The 22527-nt window shown below is 66.3% G+C and carries 16 protein-coding genes; 10 read left to right on the forward strand and 6 right to left on the reverse strand.

The window, feature by feature from the left end; all coding sequences use genetic code 11:
- Positions 1-22 precede the first annotated feature (22 nt).
- Positions 23-2515 carry a serine/threonine protein kinase gene (locus tag SAZ01S_RS15665; RefSeq protein WP_245824927.1) on the forward strand — a complete coding sequence of 831 codons (2493 nt, stop codon included), beginning with the start codon at positions 23-25 and terminating at the stop codon, positions 2513-2515.
- On the opposite strand, the gene SAZ01S_RS15670 is transcribed toward SAZ01S_RS15665, so the two are convergent.
- From SAZ01S_RS15670 to SAZ01S_RS15690, 5 genes are all read right to left on the reverse strand, one after another.
- Positions 2442-3005 carry an ECF-type sigma factor gene (locus tag SAZ01S_RS15670; RefSeq protein ID WP_218018097.1) on the reverse strand — a complete coding sequence of 188 codons (564 nt, stop codon included), beginning with the start codon at positions 3003-3005 and terminating at the stop codon, positions 2442-2444. The two genes, SAZ01S_RS15665 and SAZ01S_RS15670, sit on opposite strands and share 74 nt — an antisense overlap.
- Before the next feature lie 233 nt (positions 3006-3238).
- A complete protein-coding gene (locus tag SAZ01S_RS15675) occupies positions 3239-4429 on the reverse strand; it encodes an ROK family transcriptional regulator (protein WP_084583215.1) in 1191 nt (396 codons plus the stop codon).
- 101 nt (positions 4430-4530) lie between these two features.
- Positions 4531-5484, reverse strand: coding sequence for a glycerophosphodiester phosphodiesterase family protein (locus SAZ01S_RS15680; protein WP_084583241.1), 954 nt, complete (start codon positions 5482-5484; stop codon positions 4531-4533).
- A 2-nt stretch (positions 5485-5486) separates the two neighbouring features.
- Positions 5487-8120, reverse strand: a complete 2634-nt coding sequence (locus SAZ01S_RS15685) for a TonB-dependent receptor (protein WP_218018098.1) — start codon at positions 8118-8120, stop codon at positions 5487-5489.
- 509 nt (positions 8121-8629) lie between these two features.
- Complete coding sequence (locus SAZ01S_RS15690) at positions 8630-9862, reverse strand: FAD-dependent oxidoreductase (protein WP_084583217.1); 1233 nt, start codon at positions 9860-9862, stop codon at positions 8630-8632.
- A gap of 249 nt (positions 9863-10111) precedes the next feature.
- Here SAZ01S_RS15690 and SAZ01S_RS15695 point away from each other — a divergent pair, with 249 nt between their 5' ends.
- Genes SAZ01S_RS15695 through SAZ01S_RS15705 form a run of 3 tightly spaced genes read left to right on the forward strand, consistent with a single transcriptional unit; the run spans position 10112 to position 12904 of the window.
- Positions 10112-11143 (forward strand): aldo/keto reductase, encoded by a 1032-nt coding sequence (locus tag SAZ01S_RS15695; protein ID WP_084583218.1) that lies wholly within the window; start codon positions 10112-10114, stop codon positions 11141-11143.
- Positions 11140-12111, forward strand: a complete 972-nt coding sequence (locus tag SAZ01S_RS15700; RefSeq protein ID WP_084583219.1) for a 2-hydroxyacid dehydrogenase — start codon at positions 11140-11142, stop codon at positions 12109-12111. Before SAZ01S_RS15695 ends, SAZ01S_RS15700 begins: the two co-directional genes overlap by 4 nt.
- Positions 12101-12904: an AAA family ATPase gene (locus SAZ01S_RS15705; RefSeq protein WP_084583220.1), complete on the forward strand. Its 804-nt coding sequence runs from the start codon at positions 12101-12103 to the stop codon at positions 12902-12904. Before SAZ01S_RS15700 ends, SAZ01S_RS15705 begins: the two co-directional genes overlap by 11 nt.
- 9 nt (positions 12905-12913) lie before the next feature.
- Here SAZ01S_RS15705 and SAZ01S_RS15710 read toward each other — a convergent pair whose 3' ends face one another.
- Positions 12914-13633 carry a GntR family transcriptional regulator gene (locus SAZ01S_RS15710; protein ID WP_084583242.1) on the reverse strand — a complete coding sequence of 240 codons (720 nt, stop codon included), beginning with the start codon at positions 13631-13633 and terminating at the stop codon, positions 12914-12916.
- A gap of 204 nt (positions 13634-13837) precedes the next feature.
- On the opposite strand from SAZ01S_RS15710, the gene SAZ01S_RS15715 reads away from it, so the two are divergent.
- The 6 genes from SAZ01S_RS15715 to SAZ01S_RS15740 all read left to right on the forward strand — a co-directional run bounded on the left by SAZ01S_RS15715 (position 13838) and on the right by SAZ01S_RS15740 (position 22503).
- Positions 13838-16708, forward strand: coding sequence for a TonB-dependent receptor (locus tag SAZ01S_RS15715; RefSeq protein WP_084583221.1), 2871 nt, complete (start codon positions 13838-13840; stop codon positions 16706-16708).
- Between the two features lie 129 nt (positions 16709-16837).
- Positions 16838-17950, forward strand: coding sequence for a mandelate racemase/muconate lactonizing enzyme family protein (locus SAZ01S_RS15720; protein ID WP_084583222.1), 1113 nt, complete (start codon positions 16838-16840; stop codon positions 17948-17950).
- Positions 17947-19227 (forward strand): MFS transporter, encoded by a 1281-nt coding sequence (locus SAZ01S_RS15725; RefSeq protein ID WP_084583223.1) that lies wholly within the window; start codon positions 17947-17949, stop codon positions 19225-19227. Before SAZ01S_RS15720 ends, SAZ01S_RS15725 begins: the two co-directional genes overlap by 4 nt.
- Complete coding sequence (locus tag SAZ01S_RS15730) at positions 19224-20075, forward strand: amidohydrolase family protein (protein ID WP_245824925.1); 852 nt, start codon at positions 19224-19226, stop codon at positions 20073-20075. Before SAZ01S_RS15725 ends, SAZ01S_RS15730 begins: the two co-directional genes overlap by 4 nt.
- Positions 20072-22156 (forward strand): right-handed parallel beta-helix repeat-containing protein, encoded by a 2085-nt coding sequence (locus SAZ01S_RS15735; protein ID WP_084583225.1) that lies wholly within the window; start codon positions 20072-20074, stop codon positions 22154-22156. The genes SAZ01S_RS15730 and SAZ01S_RS15735 overlap by 4 nt, the downstream gene beginning before the upstream one ends.
- Positions 22153-22503: an L-rhamnose mutarotase gene (locus tag SAZ01S_RS15740; protein ID WP_084583226.1), complete on the forward strand. Its 351-nt coding sequence runs from the start codon at positions 22153-22155 to the stop codon at positions 22501-22503. Before SAZ01S_RS15735 ends, SAZ01S_RS15740 begins: the two co-directional genes overlap by 4 nt.
- Positions 22504-22527: the final 24 nt, after the last annotated feature.

The following is a 22527-nucleotide window of genomic DNA, read 5'->3' on the forward strand; positions in this document are numbered from 1 at the left end:
GGGCAACACGGCCTTGCCGCTCGTGCCGCGTCAACCATCCCCGGCCGAATGGGCCGCGATCTGGAAATTGTTCGACGCCTTGTCCGGCCTGCCCGCGCCGCAGCGCGCGCAGCAGCTTCGCGCCGCGGACGGCAACCCGCGGGTGCGCGACGAAGTTGAAAGTCTGTTGCGATCGAGCGACTTGAACGGATTTCTCGACCACGCCATCGAACTTGGCGATGCCGAACCCGTGAGCAATCCCCCCTCCCTGGCGGCTGGGGCGATGGTGGGGCAATTCCGCGTCCTTCGCCCGATCGGCCGCGGCGGCATGGGGGAAGTCTATCTCGCCCAGCGGGCGCAGGGCGGATTCGAACAGCGCGTGGCGCTCAAGATGCTCCGCCCCGAAGCGGTCACCGACGCCGCATTGTTCGAGTTCGAACGTGGCATACTCGCCAATCTCGAGCATCCGGGGATCGCACGCCTGATCGACGGCGGCACGACGGACGACGGCCGGCCCTTCATGGCGCTGGAATATGTCGAGGGAGAAGCGATCGACGACTGGTGCGAAGGAAGGCAGGCGCCGCTGTCGCAGCGTCTCAAGCTTTTCCTCGATGTCTGCGAAGCCGTTTCGTACGCGCATGGCCGGCTGGTGGTCCATCTCGACCTCAAACCCGACAACATTCTGGTCGATCGCGAGGGCCGGGTGCGACTGCTCGACTTCGGGATTGCGCGCTTGGTCGAAGACGGCAGCGAGCTGTCACGTGCCAAAGCCCTGCTCACCCCGGACTATGCCGCACCCGAGCAGTTGGAAAACAAGGCGGTGACAGTCGCGACCGACGTCTATTCCCTGGGCGCCGTGTTGTTCAGGCTGCTCACCGGAACCGGGCCATGGCAAGCCGAAGATACCGCCCTCCCCGCCACGATACAGCGAATATTGCGCGGGGCGCCGCCGCCGCCGAGTTCAGTGCCCCCGCCGGGTAAGGCGCGGCCGGTGCCCGCGCGCGCGATCGCCGGCGACCTCGACGCCATCACATTGAAGGCGATGCGGCATGCGCCGGTCGACCGATATGCCAGCGTTGCCGAACTTTCTACCGATATCCGCCGCCATCTGGCCTTCCGGCCCGTGCGGGCGCGTACGGGCTCTCGTACGTACCGGGCACTGCGGTTCTTGCGCAGAAATCGCCTGGCGCTGGGCTCGACGGCCGCGGTCGCGGTCGCATTGATCGCGGCCGTCGCAGGCATATCGCTGAAAGCGCGCGAAACCGCGTGGGAACGCGACATCGCCAAAGGGCAAGCTACCCGCCAACGTGCCGCTGCCCAGACCATGCTTATCATGCTGCGCGATGCCTATGACAAAAAGAAATCGCGATCGACATCGGTCAGCGACATGATGGACATTACCACGCGGAATCTGGTGCATTCGCTGCCCGCGCAATCATCGGACGCAGCGGTCAGGATCGAAACACTGGCGGACATCTATATCGGCAGCGGCAATTGGCCGGGCGCGAAGCCGCTCGTCCTTGGCGCCTTCGCGCGCGGTATCGGGCGAACGGATCCGGTCGGCGCTGCGCGGCTCAAGGTGAAGCTGGCCATCGTCCATATTCGAGAAGGCGATCTGGCGGCTGCGGCGCGACTTCTCGATCAGGCGGAAGCGATGTGGAAATCCGACCCTGACCGTTTCGTCAAGGAAGCCCAGGATACGGTCGACACGAGAGCATATTGGCTGCGAGCGTCCGGAAAATTCGACCAGGCGGTAGCTCTATTGAACGCCAATCGGGACGCCGCCGAGCGCGCCTACAAATACTATGATTACGATCTGCCCTGGCGATATTCCTTTCATTCTATGTATCTGGCGCTGCTTGGACGCCTCGATGAAGCCGATGCATTGCTGCGCAGCGGCGAGAAAATTATCGAAGAGGGCGGCGATCGCCCCGATGGCGTTGCAGTGGTTGACATGGCGCAATCGGAAATTGCGATTCAGAAGGCCGATTTCGCACGGGCGCATGCACTGATACGGCGCAGCGTGGCAATCGAACGCCGGCTGAACGGTCGCTCGCTCTTCCTGGCGGACTATCTTGCGCGCGAAGGCCAGCTGCTCACCATGATGGATCGGCCGAGCGAGGCGCTACGCGCGTTGGATGAGGCATCACAGATCAAGAGCATCTTCGATTCGAGTAACAGCCGACTTTCCAGCAAGATCGACACCACGAAGATAGAAGCATTGGCGAATTTGGGCAGGATTGGCGAAGCCGAGCGACTGCTGGCGACGACCAGCACCCATCTATCGGACATTCCCGGTCGCCAGCTGAATGAGGGCCTGCTGCTTCGAGCCCGCGCGGTAGTGCGCATTGCACAGGGCAGGTTGGGAGAGGCAACCCAAGATCTCGACGCTGCGACCCTCGTCTTCAAGAAGGTCGCCGCCCCGCGGGGATTAGCCGACATCGCGCGGCTTCGCGCAAAGCTCAATCGGCTGAAATCTCGCGGTGGATCCATGCCCGCGCCTGCGACCAGCGCCGGCGCACGGTTCGTTCGCTAAGCCCCATCACGTAGCCCGTTTCGCGCTCGCTCAACCCGACGAAGAACCGGCAATCGACCAACTTTGCAAGGTCCGGATCCAATTGTTCGAGGCGTTGCAGCGCCCCGCCAACTGCGATCAATTGCAGATCATCGCCGGCATTCGCATCGGGTACGCCGTCGACCTCGTCGAGCGCGACGGGCCGAATACCACTCCCGCGCTTCGCGCTCATCCGTTCTCGCGCTGCGTCGATTAGGACGTGCCGCATCGCGGTTGCCGCCACCGCCAGGAAATGCTCCCGGCTTTCCCATTCGTCGCGATTGCTGAGCTTGATATAAGCTTCGTGCAACACCGCCGTAGTCTGCAGCGTGTTCGGTCGTCCGGCGCGAAATCGTTCGCGACGCGCCGCTTGCCGCAGGTCGGCATAGAGGGCGTCTATCGCTGAATCGGACACCATGTTGCTCGATACCTCACCATCCGGGTATCCACCCGCCGCATTCGTCTTTGTCAACCGTCCGCGCCAAGTATCGCGAATTTTACAACGAGTTCGATGTTCGATCATCGGGCCGAGGCGGCAAGGATGGGACGGCGCCCGATGCGCGCCGTTCGTGTGCGATCCAGGCATGGCCATTCGGTCACATTTCAGGCGCACGCGGGTTCGATCGCCGGACACCGGCGGAAGCGGGGGACCTCCACGCGCCGCGTGTGGCCAGCTTCAACCGCCGACGATCGCGACTGCAACAATCACAGAAAGAAAAGCGCGCGGAGCGGCAAGCCTGCCGCGCCAATTCCCACCGCATCCCCCATCACTTCGGTCGGCACGATTGCCGGGAGGGGAAATGGCATCTCGTTGCGAGGCGGCGTGCTCGGAAGCGCGATCCTTCGCGCCAGTGCGGCGGCGATCGATGGCGGAAGCCGCCCGCCGATGACGACCTTTTCCGACGCCACGATATGGCCGAGCAGGAACCCCAGCTTGGCGATCGAGCGGCTCGCATCCTCGATCCATTCCGCGACCCCCGGCGTCGCAAGATCGATGCTGCGGACCATTGCCTCGACGCCTTCCGCTGCCCCGCCTGCGTTGCGAACATAGGCGTGGAGGGTATCCAAGCTTGGATAGGTGTCGGCGAGAAGCCACATCACGCCGCCAAAGTCGCCGGCATTGCCCAGCCAACCTTGCACGGGCCGCCGATCGATCACGAGACCGCCGCCAAAGCCGTTGGTGAGGTGGCAATAGGCGAAATTGCCGCAATGGCGCCCGATGCCGACAAGGCCCTCGGCGATCGTGGCGGCAGTCGCGTCATTCTCGTAGAGCACAGGCAGACCGAGCGCGGTGCCAAGCGTGCCGACAATATCGACCTTGGCCCATTCGGCGAGCTGGTGCGGCGGATTGAAACGCGGCGGGTCGCCTTCGGACATGAAGCCCGACACGCCCGCGCCTGCGCCGACGATCCGGCCGGGATCGATTTGGGACTCGTCGATCAATGCCTGCTGCAGCGCGCGTAGCTGTTCGACGACCCGGGCGGGTGCCATGTCGGGCATCTCCACCATGCGTGCCGCACGAACTGCCCCGGCGAAGTCGACGACCGTGACACCCACCGCGTCGCCCACCAGCGTGACGCCCAGCGCGAATGCGAAATCGGGATCGAGCGTGACATGCACGCTTGGGTGTCCGCGCACGCCGGGCGACCGCTCGCCGAGCTGGACCAGCCCCGCCGCATGGAACGCGCCGATCAGTCGCGCGACGCTCGGCTGCGACAGATCGAGCGTCTGGCTCAGCGACGCCTGGCTCGATCCGCCAGAACGGAGCAGCAGGTCGAGGATGGCGCGTCCGCCCGCGCTGATTGCCGGGACCCAGTCGGGCGACGGGAAGGTAGACGCGCGCGGAGGAGTGGACAGGGGGACGGCCTTTCGCTTGTCTGCGCTATTTGCATGCAAATTGTATAGTACTCAAGGCGCCCCCCCCGATGTGCGATCCCAGGATCTCCGGTCGCATCGCCCGCCTCGGGTTCGCGGACTTCCTCCGCCGAAGATCGGGATCAGTGCGGCGTCGCCGGCCTGTCCACGCGCCATCGCAGCAGCGCCTCGGGCTCGTCGGTCTGGAAGACCGTGACGCCGGCAGCGGCGAGGCGGCCCCACACGCTTGCGGGGTCTCGCAGCGCGTCGAGATCGCCGAAGCCGCCGGCGACGAAGCCCTCGCCCAGCGTGTTGACCATCAGCCGCAGGCCGCGGCGCCGTGCGACTGCCGCCACCGGCGCGAGCTGATCGAGCTGCATCCTCGGCAACTCGGCGCCAATCGGCGGCTTGCCGGCAAGCTGGCGGGTAAGGATCGCCGCCAGATCGGCGCGCCCGCCGGCGTTGAGCAAAATCGGCATGAACGGCACGCGATCATAGGGCGTCAGCCCGGCGAGCGCGGGCGTTTCGATCCCCGCTTCTGTCTTTATGAAAACCCTGTCCTGCGCGCCGGCGCGAACCACCGCGTCGATCACCTCCGGGTAGATCGCGGCCTTGATGTCGAGATTGAGCAGGATGCGCCCGCGCGCGGCCGCCAGCATCTCGTCCAGGGTGACGATCCGCTGGTCGGTGAGCGGCGCGTCCGCCCCGCCCAAATTCTCGCGCAGCCGCAGCGCGCGAAGCTCGGCGAGGCGCATCGCGGCGACCCGACCCGTGCCATCGGTGGTGCGATCCACAGTCTCGTCGTGCATGATGACGAGCTGTCCGTCGGCAGTGCGCAGCACATCGGTTTCCATCACGTCGACGCCCATCGCCGCGCAATGCTCGAGCGCGCGCAGCGAATTCTCCGGTGCCGGCCCGAAGCCATGCCTCGGCGCCGGATTGTGGCAGCCGCGATGCGCGACGACGATCACGCCTTCGGGCTCGGCGAAGCGCGCGCGGACCGGCGCGGGGCCCTGCGGCGGCGCACCGGGCGCCGCGCGGGGAAGGAGGAGCGCCGCGGCGATCAGCGCGGCGGTACGATACGAACGGTCTCCCATCATCAGAGCCGCGGGGTCAGGCGGATGCCCAGCCAGAAGGTGGTCGGCACCGAATAGCTGTCCTTGAGCAGGTTCTTGCCCGGCCCGGTCAGGCTGGTGACGCGGGCATGGGTAACGTTGCTCACCTGCCCGAACAGGCTGACGCCCGGCCGCACCGCATAGGTGGCGGAAAGGTCGACCTGGTCGCGTGGCGCCCAATAGAGATCCTGCCAGGTCACGTCGTTGACGATCGACCGCAGCGCCTTGCCCTGCCGGTTATAGGCGGCGCGCAGTTCGAGGCCGCCGCCATTGTAGAACAGCGTGCCGTTCAGCGTGTAGTCGGGCTGGCCGACGAGCCGATCGATCCGGCGGCTGCCGCCGGCGCTGAGCGGCACGGTAATGCGGCCGTCGAGCGCGGCGACGTTCACGCTGGCGCCGAAGCCGGCGAGCAGGCTTCCGGGCGCGCCGAACGAATTGACCACGGCGCTGAACTCGGCCCCGCGGATCCGCGCGCTCGATGCGTTGACCGGGCGGCTGACCAGCGCGTTGACATAGGTGACGCCGGACGCGGGATCGGTGAACCCGGGGCTGGACAGGGTAAAGATCTCGTCGTCGATCTTCTTGTTGAACAGCGCAAGCGAGACCAGCCCGCCGCGATTGCCGCCGAACCGCCAGTCCGCAGCGAGATCGAGGTTGGTCGACTTGCGCGGGCGGATGTCGGGGTTGCCGATGGTGACGGTCACCCCGGTGGCGTTCGGGTTGCCGACATCGGTGGCGTTGACGAAGCTGATCGAGCTGCGCGCGGCATAGGCATCATAAGGCGGGCGGCCGATGGTGCGGCTCGCTGCCGCACGCAGGTCGATCGCCGGGGTGGCGTGCCACGTGACCAGCGCGCTCGGCAGCAGATAGTCATAGTCCGATCGCGTCGGGATATCCTGGAACACGCCCGCGCGGCGGATGCGGCCGGTGGTCTGCTGGCGGGTGCTGTCATAATGCACGCCGGCTTCGGCACGGATCGCGTCGCTCGCATAGCGAAGCAGCGCATAGGCGCCGAAGATCTTCTCGTGATGCGTGAAATCGTCCTGGTTGTTGAACCCGCTCTGGTCGGTCAGGTTGAACGCCGATTTGGGCAGCGCCGACAGGATCGCATCCGCACGCCGCGGATCGATGGTGATGAGGTTGAGCCCGTCGCTGTAGCGCAGCGATGCGCCCTGCGGCCCGAGCACGTCGGCGATGCCGAGCCGCGGCGCACTGGTGTTCGGCGCATATTCGGTGCGATTGACGTCGTAGCGCGGGCGATCGTCGGTATAGCTCGCCCCCGCTGCGAAGCCGATGCCCGGTTGCGCCTGGCGGAAGGCATAGTCGATCCGGCTGGTCCACACCTCGTCATCGGCATAGCGGTTATAGTCCTGCCGCCAGTAGAACAGGCTGTATGCGCCATAGTCGTAGAACGCCGAACGCGAGACCGGGAAGCGGAAGTTGAAGTTGGTCGTGTCGTAGGTGAAGCCATAAGCGGGCACCGCATTGACGCTGGTGCCGCCGCCGCCGGGCGCTGCGCGCCCGACATTGGTGATGTATTTGATCATCGAGATCGGCTCGGCATAGGTGGCGAGCGAATAACCGCCGCGCACGCTCAGCCGGTGCTCGGGCGCAGGGGTGAAGTCGAGTCCGGCCTGTGCCACGCGCGTCCGGCTGGTGAGCTGCTGGTGGGCATAGCCGACTTCGATATCGCCCGCCGGGAAGCTGCCCGAGGTCGCGGTCTGGCCGGTGACCGTGCCGCGATTGCGCGGGTCGATCAGCAGCTCGTTGCGCTGCATGTCGTCCTTGAAGAAATAATAGCCGCCGGTGACGAAGGCCTGTACTGCCTCGCTCGCCCGCACCTCGAACTTGGCGGTGATGCCGTAGCGGTCGCGCTTGTCCTGCACGTACCAGTATTTGTCCTGCTGCGGTACCGCGAAGCCATTGCCGAGAGCGTTGCCCGACTGGAGCTGGCCGGCAGCGTTGTAGAAGCCGTAATGCACCGTGTCGGTGGTCATGTGGGTTTCGGTATAGCTGCTCAGCGTCTGGTAGTTGCCCGAGACGGTGAGGCCGAACTGGTCCTGCGCGCCGAAGGTGAGGCTGCCGGTACCGACGATGCGATAGCCGAGATCGGGCTGGTCATAGGGCTGCCCGTTGTCGCCGGCATGGCCGAGCGAAGCTTCGAGGTTGAAGAACGGCTTGCCGCCATTTTCGAATGCGCTGCGGGTCTTGAGGTTGATCGCGCCGCCCACCGCATTGGGATCGAGATCGGCGCTGAATGTCTTCACCACCTGAATCTCGCTGATCATCGACGACGGCAGGATGTCGAGCCGCACGCCGCGGGTGACCGAGCCGAGATTGCCGTTGGGCGTCCCCGGCGAAGCGACCAGCAGCCCGTCGATCGTGACGTTGTTGTAGTTCGGTCCCAGGCCGCGGATCACCGGCGTCGAGGCTTCGTCGCGCGGATGCTCGTTATCGATCGCCGGCAGCACCGAGAGGCCGGGCACGCGGCGCAGCGCCTCGACAATCGTTGCGTCGGGCAGCGCACGGACATCGGTTGCGCTGACCACATCGATGATGTTGGTCGCCGCGCGCTTGCTTTCGATCGCGCCAAGGTTCGCGCGGCGGATGCCGGTCACGACAATGTCGTCCTGGGTGCCGCCGTCCGCAGAAGGTGGCGTTTCCTGTGCCCAGGCAGGGGTGCAAACAGCCAGAAGAGCGATGGTCGCAGACCCGCACAAAAGCGTTTTCAGATTTGACATTGAATCCCCCTTACGAATCATTTGTAACGAATAATATTCGCTAAGAATGACATTTTCGCGTCACGTTTCGCGGATGCGGCGGCATGATGTGTTCTGGCCTTGGGTCGGGGGGGCGGTCCGAGTGGCGCAGGCGTCGGCCAGTTGGTGATGCCAGGCCGCGGACGCCCGCGATGACATCTGCGCGACGATAGAGAATGGCAGGGCCCGCGCTTCCATCCGGATGCGCTGAACGTTGAAACTTAGAGGATTTTCAATCGTCTACTCCGACCGGCGCAATCGGCAGCTTCATCCAACATCGGACATTTCGTCGGAGCTGAAATGAACGACCGGGCCTGGGTTGAAGGCCGTCGGACGCAACCGGCAGTCACCACTGATAGCTCGAGCGACTAAGGCGATCCCGCAAAGGGTATGGCGGCATCAAGGTCATCCCCCAGCCCCAGCGGTTCCAACGGATGGCCCACCAATCCACTCACCATGGATGCTTGGATCGCCGTGACGGGCCATAATTTCGCCAGCGGACCTACCACACGGTCCCGGATCAGGGGGAGCAATCGGCTGTCGGATTGATAGACAGGCGTGAACAACGCGGTGAGCCATTGATACATCAGGACGTGGCGACGGCGCAGGCGGATACACTGCCGCACACCTTCATCGATGTCGCCCCCTTGGCTGAGCCCTTGGGCGAGGGCCCACGCGTCCAGCAATGCCATGTTCGCGCCTTGCCCGAGCTGGGGGCTGGCGGAATGCCAGGCGTCGCCGATATGCGCCAGCGCAGGTTCGGCTGGCGACGCCAGCGTTCGATGCGCATAGCGGGCGAACGTCAGCTGGTGCGGGTCGTTGATTTGGTCGAGCAGCGTGGCACATTCGGGCCAAAGCGCGGTTACCTCGGCCTTCCATCGCGCCAACCCAGCCGCGCGCCATGCGTCCAGTCGGTCCACCCTGAGCGACCAGAAGAAGGCAGCCTTCGGCGTCGTCGCGCCCGGTGGAACCCCGATCGGAAGAACGCCTGCCATTTTGCTCGCCCGCTCGTAGCGCTGCGCCAGGCTATGCGGATCAAAGGTCGCCCCCAACGGCCAATCGAGGCTGGCCCATAGCGCTCCATAGCGCAGTGCTCGGCCCGTGGGCGGCGCCAGCGGCGTCCGCGTACCCAGCGCGTCGACAACAAGATCGAACGGAAGACTCATCTGACCGTCGGCAAAGCACAGCGCGCGCCTTGCCCCCACCAGGACACTGCCAGCGACATCGCGGCCGGAATGGATGGGTATTCCCGATTGTAAGACAGCCTCGTGCAGGATCGCGAACAGGCTGGCGCGGTGGATGCCGATGCCAAAGGTGCCGGGACGGCCCAGCGCCGCATAGTGCACATCAAGAACCACCCGCTTGCCCGCCTTGCCGAACAACCGGTCCACCCGCGCGCCACGTGCCAAAGCGGCATCCAGCAAGCCGAGTTTGCCAAGAACGGCCATTCCCGTCGGCTGCAACATCAGCCCGGAACCAATGGGCTTTGGCGTCTCGAACCGCTCGAACAAGGTGACCTGATGGCCACTGCGATCAAGCAAAAGCGCGACCGCCAATCCGCATGGCCCGCAGCCGGCAACAGCAATGTTCCGTCCCCGCATATCTGCTGCTTATCCGGCGATAGAGCGACATCCAATAGCCAAACAGAAGCGGTCAGCGAGGGACATGCCGAACTTCAACCGCACCCGCATGCGCGCGGATTCCGGGCGTTCGACGCCTTTCAAATCGCCTCTACTGCTGGCAGCATGCCGCGCAGGATATTCCGGTAGAATGATCTCGCCGTACCTTGCAAACAACGCGCTTGCAGATATAACAGGAGAACTCTGATATCTTAGACGGCCGAACGACCAATGGACAGAATCATTTCGGCATCCGGTACCATTCCTGGCTTGGGGTTTGGGGCGTCGACCCTCGGCAACCTGTACCGCCCCGTTGCGGACGACATTGCCAGCTTGGCTGTGCGCACTGCGATTGATCACGGTATCCGCTATTTCGACACCGCCCCATTTTACGGCTTCGGGCTCAGCGAACGGCGCGTTGGCGACGCCTTGCGCGAACGTCCAGCAGACATCCTCCTGTCCACCAAAGTCGGCCGTCTTCTCGTGCCCGATACCGCGCCACGGACGCAGGAGCGCCACGGTTTCGTTTCGCCGATGCCGTTCAAGCCCGTGTTCGATTATAGCCATGATGGCATATTGCGCTCCCACGCCGAGAGCCTGCAGCGTCTGGGGCTCGCCCGTATCGACATCCTCCTGGTCCACGACATAGGCCGGATGACGCATGGCGACGCGCACGCCCAATATTGGCACCAGCTGACAAAAGGCGGCGGCTTCCGCGCACTGGAGCAACTGCGCACCGAGGGCACGATCGTCGGCTTCGGCCTGGGCGTGAACGAAACCGCCGTCTGCCTGGATGCGCTGCAGGAGACGGCGCCGGACGTATTTCTGCTTGCCGGACGATACACGCTGCTCGAACAGGGCGCGCTCGACGATCTGCTCCCCGCCTGCCTGGCACAGGGCGTCGCGGTGGTGATCGGCGGCCCGTACAACAGCGGCATCCTCGCCACCGGCACCAGAAGCGGCGGAGCGCGGCCCTACAATTACGCGCCGGCACCCGCGGCCATCCTCGATCGCGTCGCGCGGATCGAGGAAATTGCCGACAGCCACGGGGTGCCGCTCGCCGCGGCCGCGCTCCAGTTTCCGCTGGCCCATCCGGCCGTCGTGAGCGTCGTGCCGGGACTGGCCAGCGCGGAGCAGGTGGAGCAGACCGTCAAGCTGCACGCCACCGTCATTCCCCAAGCCTTCTGGCATGATCTTCGCGATGCCGGCCTTCTGCATCCCGACGCACCGCTGCCCGTCGCCCATCAACGAGCCATTGTATGACCATTCCCCTTCGGGTCCTGGTAACCCGCCGACTGCCCGAAGCGGTGCAGCAGCATCTCGCCGCCACCTACGACGCCGTGCTCAACGATGCCGACGTGCCGTTGACCCGCGACGAACTCGCCGCGGCGATGCGCGACTTTGATGCGCTGGTGCCGACGATCACCGATCGGATCGACGCCGGCCTGATCGCTACCGAAGGCCGCCGTGTCGCGATCCTGGCCAATTACGGTGCCGGCGTCGATCACATCGACCTCGCGGCGGCGGCGGCGGCGGGGCTCGTCGTCAGCAACACCCCCGGGGCGCTGACCGATGCGACGGCCGAGCTGGCCCTGCTGCTCATGCTGATGGCGGCGCGGCGCGCGGGCGAGGGCGAGCGCGAATTGCGTGCCGGGCGCTGGACCGGCTGGCGGCCGACGCATCTGGTCGGCCATACGCTGGCCGGGCGGACGCTGGGGCTGGTCGGCTTCGGCCGGATCGCGCAGCGTACTGCCGAGCTCGCACGCGGGATGGGCATGACCATTCGCTATCATGCCCGCAGGCCTGCCGCGCCCGAAATCGAAGCGGCACTGGATGCGCGCAAGGCCGACTCGCTGGAGTCGCTCGCCGCCGAGGCCGATATCCTGTCGCTGCACGTGCCAGGCGGTGCGGAGACGCACCACCTGGTCGACGCCGCCTTGCTGGCGCGGATGAAGCCGCACGCGATCCTGATCAACACCGCGCGGGGTTCGGTGGTCGACGAGGCTGCACTGGCCGAGGCACTGGCGACCGGCCGGATCGCCTCGGCCGGGCTCGACGTCTACGCGCGCGAGCCGGCGGTGCACCCGGCGCTTCTTGCCAGCGAGCGCGCCGTATTGCTGCCGCATCTGGGTAGCGCCACGGTGGAAGCGCGTACCGCGATGGGGATGCAGGCCGCCGCCAATCTCGCCGCCTTCGCCGCCGGCGCGTCGCTGCCCGATCGTGTCGCCTGAGGATATCCTCGCCGCCGCGATCGCGCCGGCACTGGCAATGGCGCGGACGCGCCCGCTCGTCCTGGGGCTCTGCGGGGCGCAGGGGAGCGGCAAGTCCACCCTCGCCGATGCGCTCGCCGCACGGTTTCCGGGCGCCGTCACCCTGTCGATCGACGACCTGTATCGCACCCGGGCCGAGCGCGAGCAGCTCGCCGCCACGGTGCATCCGCTGCTCCTCACGCGCGGCGTGCCCGGTACGCACGACGTCGCGCTGGGCCTCGCCACGCTCGCCGCGCTCGACCGTGGCGAGGCCGTCCCCCTGCCCCGCTTCGCGAAGGAAAACGACGACCGCGTCGATCCCGCCTTGTGGCCGGTCGCGCCGGCCGGGTGCCCGCTGGTGATCTTCGAAGGATGGTGCGTTGGCGCCCGTCCGCAGCCCGAAGCCGCGCTGGCCGAACCGATCAATGCGCTGGAGCGCGAACGCGATGCGGACGGCGTCTGGCGGCGCCACGCCAATGCCGCGCTCGCCGGCGCCTACCAGTTGCTCTTCGACCGGATCGACCTGCTCGCGCTGCTGCGCGCGCCCGATTGGGACCAGGTCTATGCCTGGCGCAAGCAGCAGGAGGATGCATTGCGCCGTTCCGGTGCGCGCGGTGCCGGCGTCATGGACGATGACCAGCTGCGTTTCTTCGTCAGCCATTACGAGCGGCTGACCCGGCACATCCTGGCCGAAATGCCCGATCGCGCCGATTGGACGTTCCACCTCGATGCCGACCGCCGCTGCACCGCCTGGACCGGCCCGCGCGAAGCCTAGTCGCCCGGCTCAGACCATGCCGATCAGCCGCTGCAGCGCCAGCTGGAAATGATTGATCAGCGCCGCCTCGGCGGCATCGGCATCCCGCGCAATGCAGGCGTCGAGAATCTCGAGATGCTCGCGCAGCGTGCGCATCGCCAGCGGCCGCGTCGTCAGCCAGTCCAATCGGACGAGCGTCACGTAATTCTTCAGCCGGCGGGCGGTGAGTTCGATCAGCGGATTGCGAAGCGCGGAGATCAGCGCGTTGTGAAGGCGGTTCTCCAGATCATCCAGAATCAGCGCTTCTTCTTCGCCCCATATGCCCGCTTCGAGCCTGGCGAGCAGCGCCCGGTGGTCATCCGCCAGCGCCTGCGTCTCGGCGGCATCGGCGCTCTCCGCAAGGATGCGTGCACCGGCGCGCTCGATCAGGGAGCGGAACTGATATGTCGATCGGGACAGCTCCAGATCCGCCCGGATGAAGCGAATGCCGGAACGGGCGTGGATCGTCACCAGCCCCTCATTCTCCAGCGTCCGCAGCGCATCTCGCAGCGGCTGCGAGGTAATGCCCAATAGCCGGATCAATTCGGACTGGGACAGATCGACGCCCACCGGGATCGTGCGATTGAACAACCCGCGCAGGATCGCCTTATAGGCCTTCTCGGCAAGGCTGGGCGCATCCTCGTCGATCGACGCGCGCGCGGGAGCGCTCCCACCTCGCCCGCTTCTCACCTTCTTCGTCGCTGCGCGCATCATTCCGTCCCCGGCCGTCCATTCGCCTTCAGGATGTGGTCCAGCCTCGAGCACATGCATCAACGCGCACGAAAAACAACCGCGGATGGTGCGCAGGCCAGCCTCCGCGCCGCACGATGGTGAAAAAAGCACAGATCCGCGCTTGATACCCTATCAGATTACCTATACTGATATTTCAGATAAGAAGAATCGAGGGGATGTGAAGTGAAAAGGACGTATTTCTGCGTGGGCGTCGCCACGGCGGCGCTCGCACTTTCGCTGGCATCGGGCGCGCGGGCGCAGGTGAACGGCACTTCCCAAAGCACCGGTGCAGGCACTGCCGATGCCCCGCCGCAATCCGCTACCGGGCAGTCGGCGCAGCCCGGCAGCGACGGCGCGGCGGACATCATCGTCACCGGTATCCGGGCCAGCCAGCGCCAGTCGATCGATATCAAGCGCACGGCGGTGAACTCGGTAGACGCCATCGCCAGCGAAGACCTGGGCAAGATGCCCGACCAGAACGTCGCAGAATCGCTGCAGCGCGTGCCCGGCATCACCATCGATCGCAATCGCGGTGTCGGCAACGGCGTGACCGTGCGCGGCCTGGGTCCGCAGTTCAACACGGTCACCGTCAATGGCCGCGTGATCGCCACCGACAGCGCCGGCCGCGAGTTCAACTTCGACCTGTTGCCGTCGGAGCTGATCGCCGGGGCCAATGTCTACAAGAGCCCGCAGGCCGATCTCAACGGCGCCAGCATCGGCGCGACGATCGACATCCGCACGCTCCGCCCGCTGGAGCAGCGCGCCGGATTGCGCGGGGGCGCCTCGCTGCGCATGAACATCGACGATCTGGGCAACAAGAAGACGCCCTCGGGCGCCGCCTATGCCACCTGGAAGAGCGATTCCGGCAATATCGGCGCCGCGCTGGTGGTCGCCTATGACGAGCGGAACGAGCGCACCGACAATTTCTTCTCCGGCGCCAGCTCCTACCCCCGCAGCTTCGACGATGGCTATTACGGCACCGCCACCAATACCAACGGCGCGCTGTGCGTCGGCGGGGTGACCAATGGCAGCTGCGCCCCGCGGATCGACACCAGCAAGGTCGGCCTGTTCCGCAATGTCGACATGTACCACAACTTCATCAACCAGGTGGAGTTCTCGAACCGCAAGCGGCTCGGCATCGACGGTACCGTCCAGTACAAGCCCACGCCCTCGCTGGTCCTGACCTTCGACGGCCTCTACTCGCACGATGACGAGCATTATTACGGATCGGGCATCGGCCCCGATTTCAGTGGTGGCACCCTGGTGAACCAGGTGATCGCTGGCGGCAGCGACACGATGGAGATGGTCGCCGGCCAGATGCGGCCGGTGCATGTCGGCGGCACCGCGGTGTCCGAGAGCTTCCACGACGGGACGGTCGACGAGGTGATCGAGAACCGTCCGGCAAAATCGACCACCACCCTGTTCGGCTTCAACGCGAAATGGTCGCATGGGCCGTTCACGCTGGCGTTCGACGTCGATACGAGTTCGGCGAAGCTCAAGGATCCAGGTGCGCTGTTCACCACGGTCCGCCTGAAGCATATGGACTATAGCTACGATCGCCGCACCGGCTCGCCGATCGCGCGGTTCAATCTCAGCAACCCGGCCTATCCCAATGCTGCCACGGACGTGAACCACCGCCTCGGGCACTATATGCAGGCGGAAGGCCAGAATATCTCCGACCTGATCCACGAAGCGCGGCTCGACGGGCAGTGGGACGGCGGCATGGTGACGGCATTCGCCGGGCTGGGCTATTCGGAGCGAACCAAGCGCACCACCGGCTTTGTCGAGCCCAATGCCTGCGCCTATTGCGGAAGCGACGTCGTCCTCCCGTCCAGCCTGTTCACGCCAACCAACTACAACTTCTTCAACGGCGCCGAAGGCGGCAACACCGCCAATTGGGTGAACTACGATACCGACAAGCTGTTCAACACGTTGCTCGGGCTGAACGGCACCGCCGATCCGGCACTGCACAATGGCAGCCTGCTGCCGCTCCAGGTGGATCTGGCCGGCAGTTCGTCCGTGCAGGAGAAGGTGGCGCTCGGCTATCTGATGTTCCAGTGGAAGGGCGAACTGGGCAGCCTGCCGCTGGCGGTGAACACCGGCGTGCGGGTGGAGGACACCCGGTTCACCTCGAACGGCGCCGGCCAGACTGTGCTCAGCGCCCGGCCGAACGGCACGGGGCAGAACGTCATCGTGCTCTCCGGGCTGACGCCGCTCAACTTCAACGGCCATTACACCGATATCCTGCCCTCGGTGAACGCGCGGCTGAACCTGACCGACACGCTGATCTTCCGCGCGGCCGCCTCGCGGGTGATCTCGCGGCCGACGCTCACCGATCTGTCGCCGGCACAAAGCATCACCAGCAATCCGGGCAACGAGCGCATCTCGCGCGGCAATCCCAACCTGGCACCGTTCCGCGCCTCGCAGGCCGAGGCAGGGCTGGAATGGTACTACAATGCCGACTCGCTGCTCTCGGCCACCTTCTTCTACAAGCAGATCGACTCGTTCATCACGCGCGGCGTCAGCCCGCTGCAGGTCGACCAGGTGACCTTCATCCTTGATCAGCCGATCAACGGCAAAGGCGCGACGGTGAAGGGTCTCGAGTTCAGCTACCGCACGCTGTTCAAGTTCCTGCCGCGGCCGCTCGACGGCTTCGGCACGCAGCTGAGCTATACCTTCACCGACAGCGATGCCGATTACACCAACGGCGCCAAGGCCTCGGCGCACTACTCGCTCGCCGGCCTGTCCAAGCATTCCTACACCGCAGTGGGCTTTTACGAGAAGGGGCCGTTCCAGGCCCGCCTCTCCTATACCTGGCGCGATCGCTATCTCGTCGCGCCGCAGACGCAGACCGGCGTCCCCGAATTCGCCGACAATTACGACCAGCTCGATGCCGGTGTTCAGATCTCGCTGACCCACAACATCATCGTGACGGCGGACGCGACCAACCTGACGAACTCGAAGGAGTTCCACTATGCCAACGTCATCGAGAACACGCAGGAATATCGCATGATCGGGCGCCGCTACAGCGCCGGCATACGCGTGCGGTTCTGAGCAGCGGCGAGCGGGCACCTCCCTTCCCGCCCGCCCGCAACTGTTCAGGTGGAAGCGACCGGCCGGAAATCGGCTTGCCAAACCGCGCCGGTCGCCCCACGACTGAGATATCAGCTAAGGATGCAAGGAATGTCATCTTCTGCCCAGATCGCCGGATACCGGACGACGCGGCTTCAGTTCCCCCGCGACCGGACGATCGGCGATTCGCAGGTCCGCGCCGACGAAGCGCAGGTGATCGCGATCGAGCTGATCGACGGCGCCGGCAATGTCGGGCTGGGCTTCGCCCAGTCGCTGTTCGTGCCGCTGCCGGAGCCCTCGGAAATCGACCGGGTATTCGCGATCGAGGCATGGCCGGGGCTGGAAGGACGCCATCCCGCCGCGCTGGCGCTCGCCGTGCATCGCGTCCGTGGCGGCAACGTCCGGCGCATGACGCTCCCCTTCGAGGAGGCGCTGCAGCACGCGACCTGGGATCTGTTCGCCAAGCAATCCGGCCTGCCGCTGTGGCAGATGCTCGGCGCCAGGCGCGACACCGTGCCCGTCTATGCCAGCGGGCTGGACTTCCACCTTTCCGACCACGACTTCACCGAATTGTTCGGCAAGGCCCATGAACAGGGGTTTCGCGGGTACAAGATCAAGGTCGGCCACCCCGATCTCGAGCGCGACGTCCATCGGCTCGATCTGCTGCGCCAGGTGACCGGTGGCACCAGGCCGGTGATGATCGATGCCAACGAGGCCTGGACAGCACAGGAAACCGTACAGGCAATCGCCGCATTCAAGCGCGCCGGCCACGACATCTACTGGATCGAGGACCCGATCCCGCGCGAGGATTTCGACGGGCTGCGGATGTTGCGCAGCCTGGGCATCAGCCGCATCAACGCGGGCGAGTATCTCGATCTCACCGGCAAGCGGAAGCTGCTGGAGGCCCGCGCCTGTGACATGTTGAACGTGCACGGCCAGGTTTCGGACGTGATGCGCGCCGGCTGGCTGGCCAACGAGGCCAATGTCGAGGTGACGTTCGGCAACACCTTCCTCGAACTGGGCGTCAACATGGCGCTCGCGCTGCCGGGGGTTCGCTGGCTCGAATACAGCTTCCAGAATTTCGATCATCTGGTCGAAGCGCCGTTCGTGATGGCCGACGGCGTGATTCACGGCCGCGACGCGCCAGGCCATGGCCTCACGCTGAGCGACGCCGCCCGCGCCAATGGCGGCGCACTCCCCGGGGCCGAGCGCGCCGCCGCATGACCGCCGCCACCGACTTCGCGGCGCCGTCGTCCGCGGCGCCCGGCCGACAGCGGCAATGGCTGCTGATGGTCAGCCTGGGCATCGTGTTCTTCGTGCTGCTCACGCTCTATGCCGCGATCCTCGGCGTGCTGCTGCCCAACCAGATTCAGAACATGGACCCGGCGGGCAAGACCGCGACGCTGGGCATCGTCTATGCGATCACCTCGGTGTTCAGCACGATCACCACGCCGGTCTCGGGCGCACTTTCCGATCGCACCCGCACCCGCTTCGGCCGGCGCACACCGTGGATCGTCCTGGGCGGGCTGCTCGGCGGCATCGCCACCATCCTCATTCCGTTCGGCGGGACCATCGTCGGGATCACGGCCCTGTGGCTGGTCGCGACGGTCACGCTCAATTCGATGCAGCCGGCGATCACCACCGTCGTCGCCGACCGGTTCGGGCCCAGCGAACGCGGCGTCGTGTCCGGCGTGGTCGGCGCGAGCATGACGGCGGGGGTTTCGGCCGGCACGATCTTCGGCGGGCTGATGGCGGCGCATCTGTTCGTCGCCTATGCGATCATCGGCGTCGGCATCATCCTTGCCTGCCTGCTCTTCGTGCTGCTCAACCCCGAGCCGCCGCTGGCCGCCGACATGACGCCGCCGGAGCCCTTCCGGCTGGGTGCCTTTCTCCGCGGTTTCTGGATCAGCCCGCGCGAACATCCCGATTTCGCCTGGGCGTTCTTCGGGCGGTTCGCCATCTATATGGGCTATCAGGCGATCCTCACCTATCTGCTCTACATCCTCGAAGATCATATCGGGCTGGGGCAGGTCGCGGCCAATGCGATGATCGCACGCATGTCCTCGGTCACCTTCGTGGCCCTGGTCGTGTCGGGCCTGCTGGCCGGGTGGCTGTCCGATCGGATCCGGCGGCTGAAGCCGCTGGTCTTTGTCGCCGGGATCGTGATGGCGCTGGCCGTGGTCTCGCCGCTGCTGTGGCCGAGCGTGCCCGGCATGTTCGGCTACGCCGCGCTGATCGGGCTGGGATATGGTGCCTTCATGTCCGTCGATCTCGCGCTGATGACCCACGTGCTGCCGGCCCGCGCCGAGGGCGCGGATTCGACCGGCAAGGACCTCGGCATCCTGACGACGGCGATCAACGTACCGCAGATCCTGAGCCCGGTGCTGGCCGCGGCGCTGCTGAGCATGACCGGCAACAACTATCCGCTGCTGTTCTGCCTCGCGGCGATCTGCGTCGTCGTCGGTGCCGGGCTGGTGCTGCCGATACGGTCGGTCAAATGAGCGGGGAGAGCGCGTTGCGCGTGATCGACGCGCACCAGCATTTCTGGTCGCTGGCGGCGCCGGGCCATGCCTGGCCGACGCCGTCGGAAGCGGCAATCCATCGCGACTTCGGCCCGGCGGACCTGATCGCCGTAACCGGCGATATCGCGCTGGCCGGGACGGTACTGGTCCAGTCGCAGCCGACGGACGCAGACACCGACTGGATGCTGGCGCTGGCCGCGGCGACGCCGATGGTGCAGGCGGTGGTCGGCTGGGTCGATCTCGCCGACCCCGCGGCACCGGCGCGCATCGCGGCGCTCGCCGCCGATCCGAAGCTGCGCGGCCTCCGCCCGATGCTCCAGGCGATCGACGATACCGACTGGCTGCTGGAAAAGGCGCTCGAACCGGCACTGGCGGCAATGCAGGCCGCGGGCCTGCGGCTCGATGCGCTGGTCCAGCCGCGCCATCTGCCGATGCTGGCCCGCTTCGTCGATCGCTGGCCCGATCTGCCGGTGGTGATCGACCATGCCGCCAAGCCCTTTGCCGCGCAGGGCACGCTCGATCCCTGGCGGGACGACATTGCCGCGCTCGCGGCACGAGGCGTCCATTGCAAGCTTTCCGGGCTCCGCACCGAGCAGCGGCCCGGCCAGCCGGCGGACGCGCTGGCGCCCTATGTCGCACATCTCGTCCAGTGCTTCGGCGAGCGGCTGATGTGGGGCAGCGACTGGCCGGTGCTGTTGCTTGCGGGCGACGATTGGCGGGACTGGTACGACACCGCACGCCGCATGGCCGGCGACGCCGGGGCGGACCTGCCCCGGCTGTTCGCGGGCGCGGCCGCCAAATTCTACGCGCTGGAGGATCGAGGATGACGATACGGCATGGGCTCCTGCTCGGCGCAGCGATGCTGCCCGCCACGGCCGCGGCACAGATTGCGGACGGGCCGGCCATTCCCAGCTACAGCGCGCCGCAGGTCACCCGCGAGCAGACGGCGGGCAACATCCACATTTCCAGCCGGCCCAAGCCCGAAGCGCTGGTCATCGCGGTTTCGCCGCAGGGTTCGGATGATGGCGATGGGTCCGCCGCCCATCCCTATGCCACGCTGGCACGCGCGCAGGCGGCGGTGCGGCGGCTGAATGCCGATCATGACGTGACCGTGCAGATCGCCGACGGGCTGTACCGGCTGACGACGCCGCTGCGCTTCACCGCCGCCGATGGCGGGCAGAACAGCTTCACCGTCCGCTGGGAAGCGGCGCCCGGCGCGCATCCGGTGATTTCGGGGGGCACGCCGGTCCATGGCTGGCGCATTGCCGACGCAAAACGCGGCATCTGGTCCGCGGAGATCCCCCGCGGCGTCGATCCCCGCCAACTCTGGGTCAACGGCCATATGGCTGCCCGCGCCGCCGTGCGGGCGCCGCGCACCAGCTTCGTCTTCCACGAATGGGGTATCGAGATCACCGATCCGGCCTGGCGTACCCTCGCGGACCTGCCCGGCCAGCACCGGCTGGAGGTGGAGGCGACCGGCTGGTTCACCGATCGCCACGCCATGGTCGACCGGATCGACGGCAATCGCATCGTGATGCAGCAGCCTGGCTGGCGCAACAACCTGGTCGGCTACGACACCTTCGCGCGTTCGGTGTGGGGGGACAATGCCGGGCTGTTCTTCGGCAACGCACTCGCCTTCCTGCGCGAGCCCGGCCAATATTATGTCGATCCGGCGGCAGGGCGGCTCTACTACAAGCCCCTGGCCGGCGAAGACATGGCGCGTGCCGAGGTGGTGCTGCCGCGGCTGGAGCTCCTCGTCTCCATCGCCGGCAGCTATGACGTCCCGGTCCGCGACCTGCAGTTTCGCGGGCTCAGCTTCCGCCACACCAGCTGGCTCCAGCCCTCGGGTCCCGAAGGCTATGCCAGCCAGCAGAGCGGATCGTTCCTGATGGGCGAATGGGCCGGCTATCCCGGCGATCCGATCCGCGACTGTTCCTGGGGCTGCTGGGCGTTCGAGGCGATGCGCAACCGCTGGAACCAGCAACCCGCCGCCGTCCAGGTCGCCGCCGCGACCCGCATCGTGTTCGATCGCGACGAATTCACCCAGCTCGGCCAGATCGCGCTCGGCATCGGCAACAATGCCGACGCCAACGACAGCGGCATCGGCCTCGGCGCCAGCGGCATCGAGGTGCGTCGCTCACGCTTCACCGATCTTGCCGGCGGCGCGATCATGGTGGGTGGCGTCCGCCCCGACGCGCATCACCCGTCGCGGCCCGAAATGACGGTGCGCGACATCTTCGTCAGCAACAATCTCGTCCGCACCGTCTCCCAGCAATATCGCGAGCAAGCGGCAATCCTGGTGACCTATGCCAGCGGCGCGGTGATCTGGCACAACGACGTGTCCGGCGCGCCCTATGACGGCATCGATGTCGGCTGGGGCTGGGGGGCGAACGATCCCGGCGGCAGCGCCGAATATGGCACGGCCGCGCGCGGATATTACGACCAGCCGGGCAATCTGGTCTACAACCAGCCCACGATCCTCCACGACACGGTGGTCGTCGGCAATCGCGTCCACGACGTGAAGCAGTGGTTCCCCGATGGCGGGGCGATCTACCATCTCTCCGCCGACCCGGGGGCGCTGATCGCCGAGAACTATGTCTACGACGTGCCCGGCGGCATCGCCCTCTATCTCGACGAGGGATCGCGCCATGTCACGCTTCGCAGCAACGTGATCAGCAATGTCGGCGTGTGGCTCAACATGAACTCGCTGCAGGACGTCGCCCCACGCCGCACCGCGATGGACAATCTCGCCACCGGCAACTGGTACGATTCCGGCCGCCGCACCGGCCTGTGGACCGACTATGTCCATAACAGCGAAACCGACAACAGCCGCGTCGCCAAGGGCGCCTGGCCCGCCGCGGCGCGCGCGGTGATCGATCGCGCGGGCATCGAGCCGGAAAAGCCATGACCCTCCCCCGCCGCATGATCCGCATCCAGGACCTGGCCGACGATCCGGCGGTGTTCGCCGCCTATGACGCCGCGCACCGCCCGGGCGCCACGCCGCCCGAGGTGCTGGCCGCACAGCGCCGCCACGGCATCCTCGACCTCGAAATCTATCGCCATGCCGATCGGCTGGTGATGATCCTGACCATCGCCGAGGATTTCGATCCCGCCGGCCTCGATGCGGAAAGCGCCATCACCCCGGCGCTGGTCGCGTGGCACCGGCGGATGGCTACGCTCCAGCGCAGGCCGTCGGGCGGCGACCAGGACTGGCCCGAGGCGACCCTGGTGTTCCGCCAGTCCGACCATCCCTGAAAGCCGATCAGAACAGGAATCCAC

It is taken from the genome of Sphingomonas azotifigens NBRC 15497 (assembly GCF_002091475.1).
GTDB lineage: Bacteria > Pseudomonadota > Alphaproteobacteria > Sphingomonadales > Sphingomonadaceae > Sphingomonas > Sphingomonas azotifigens.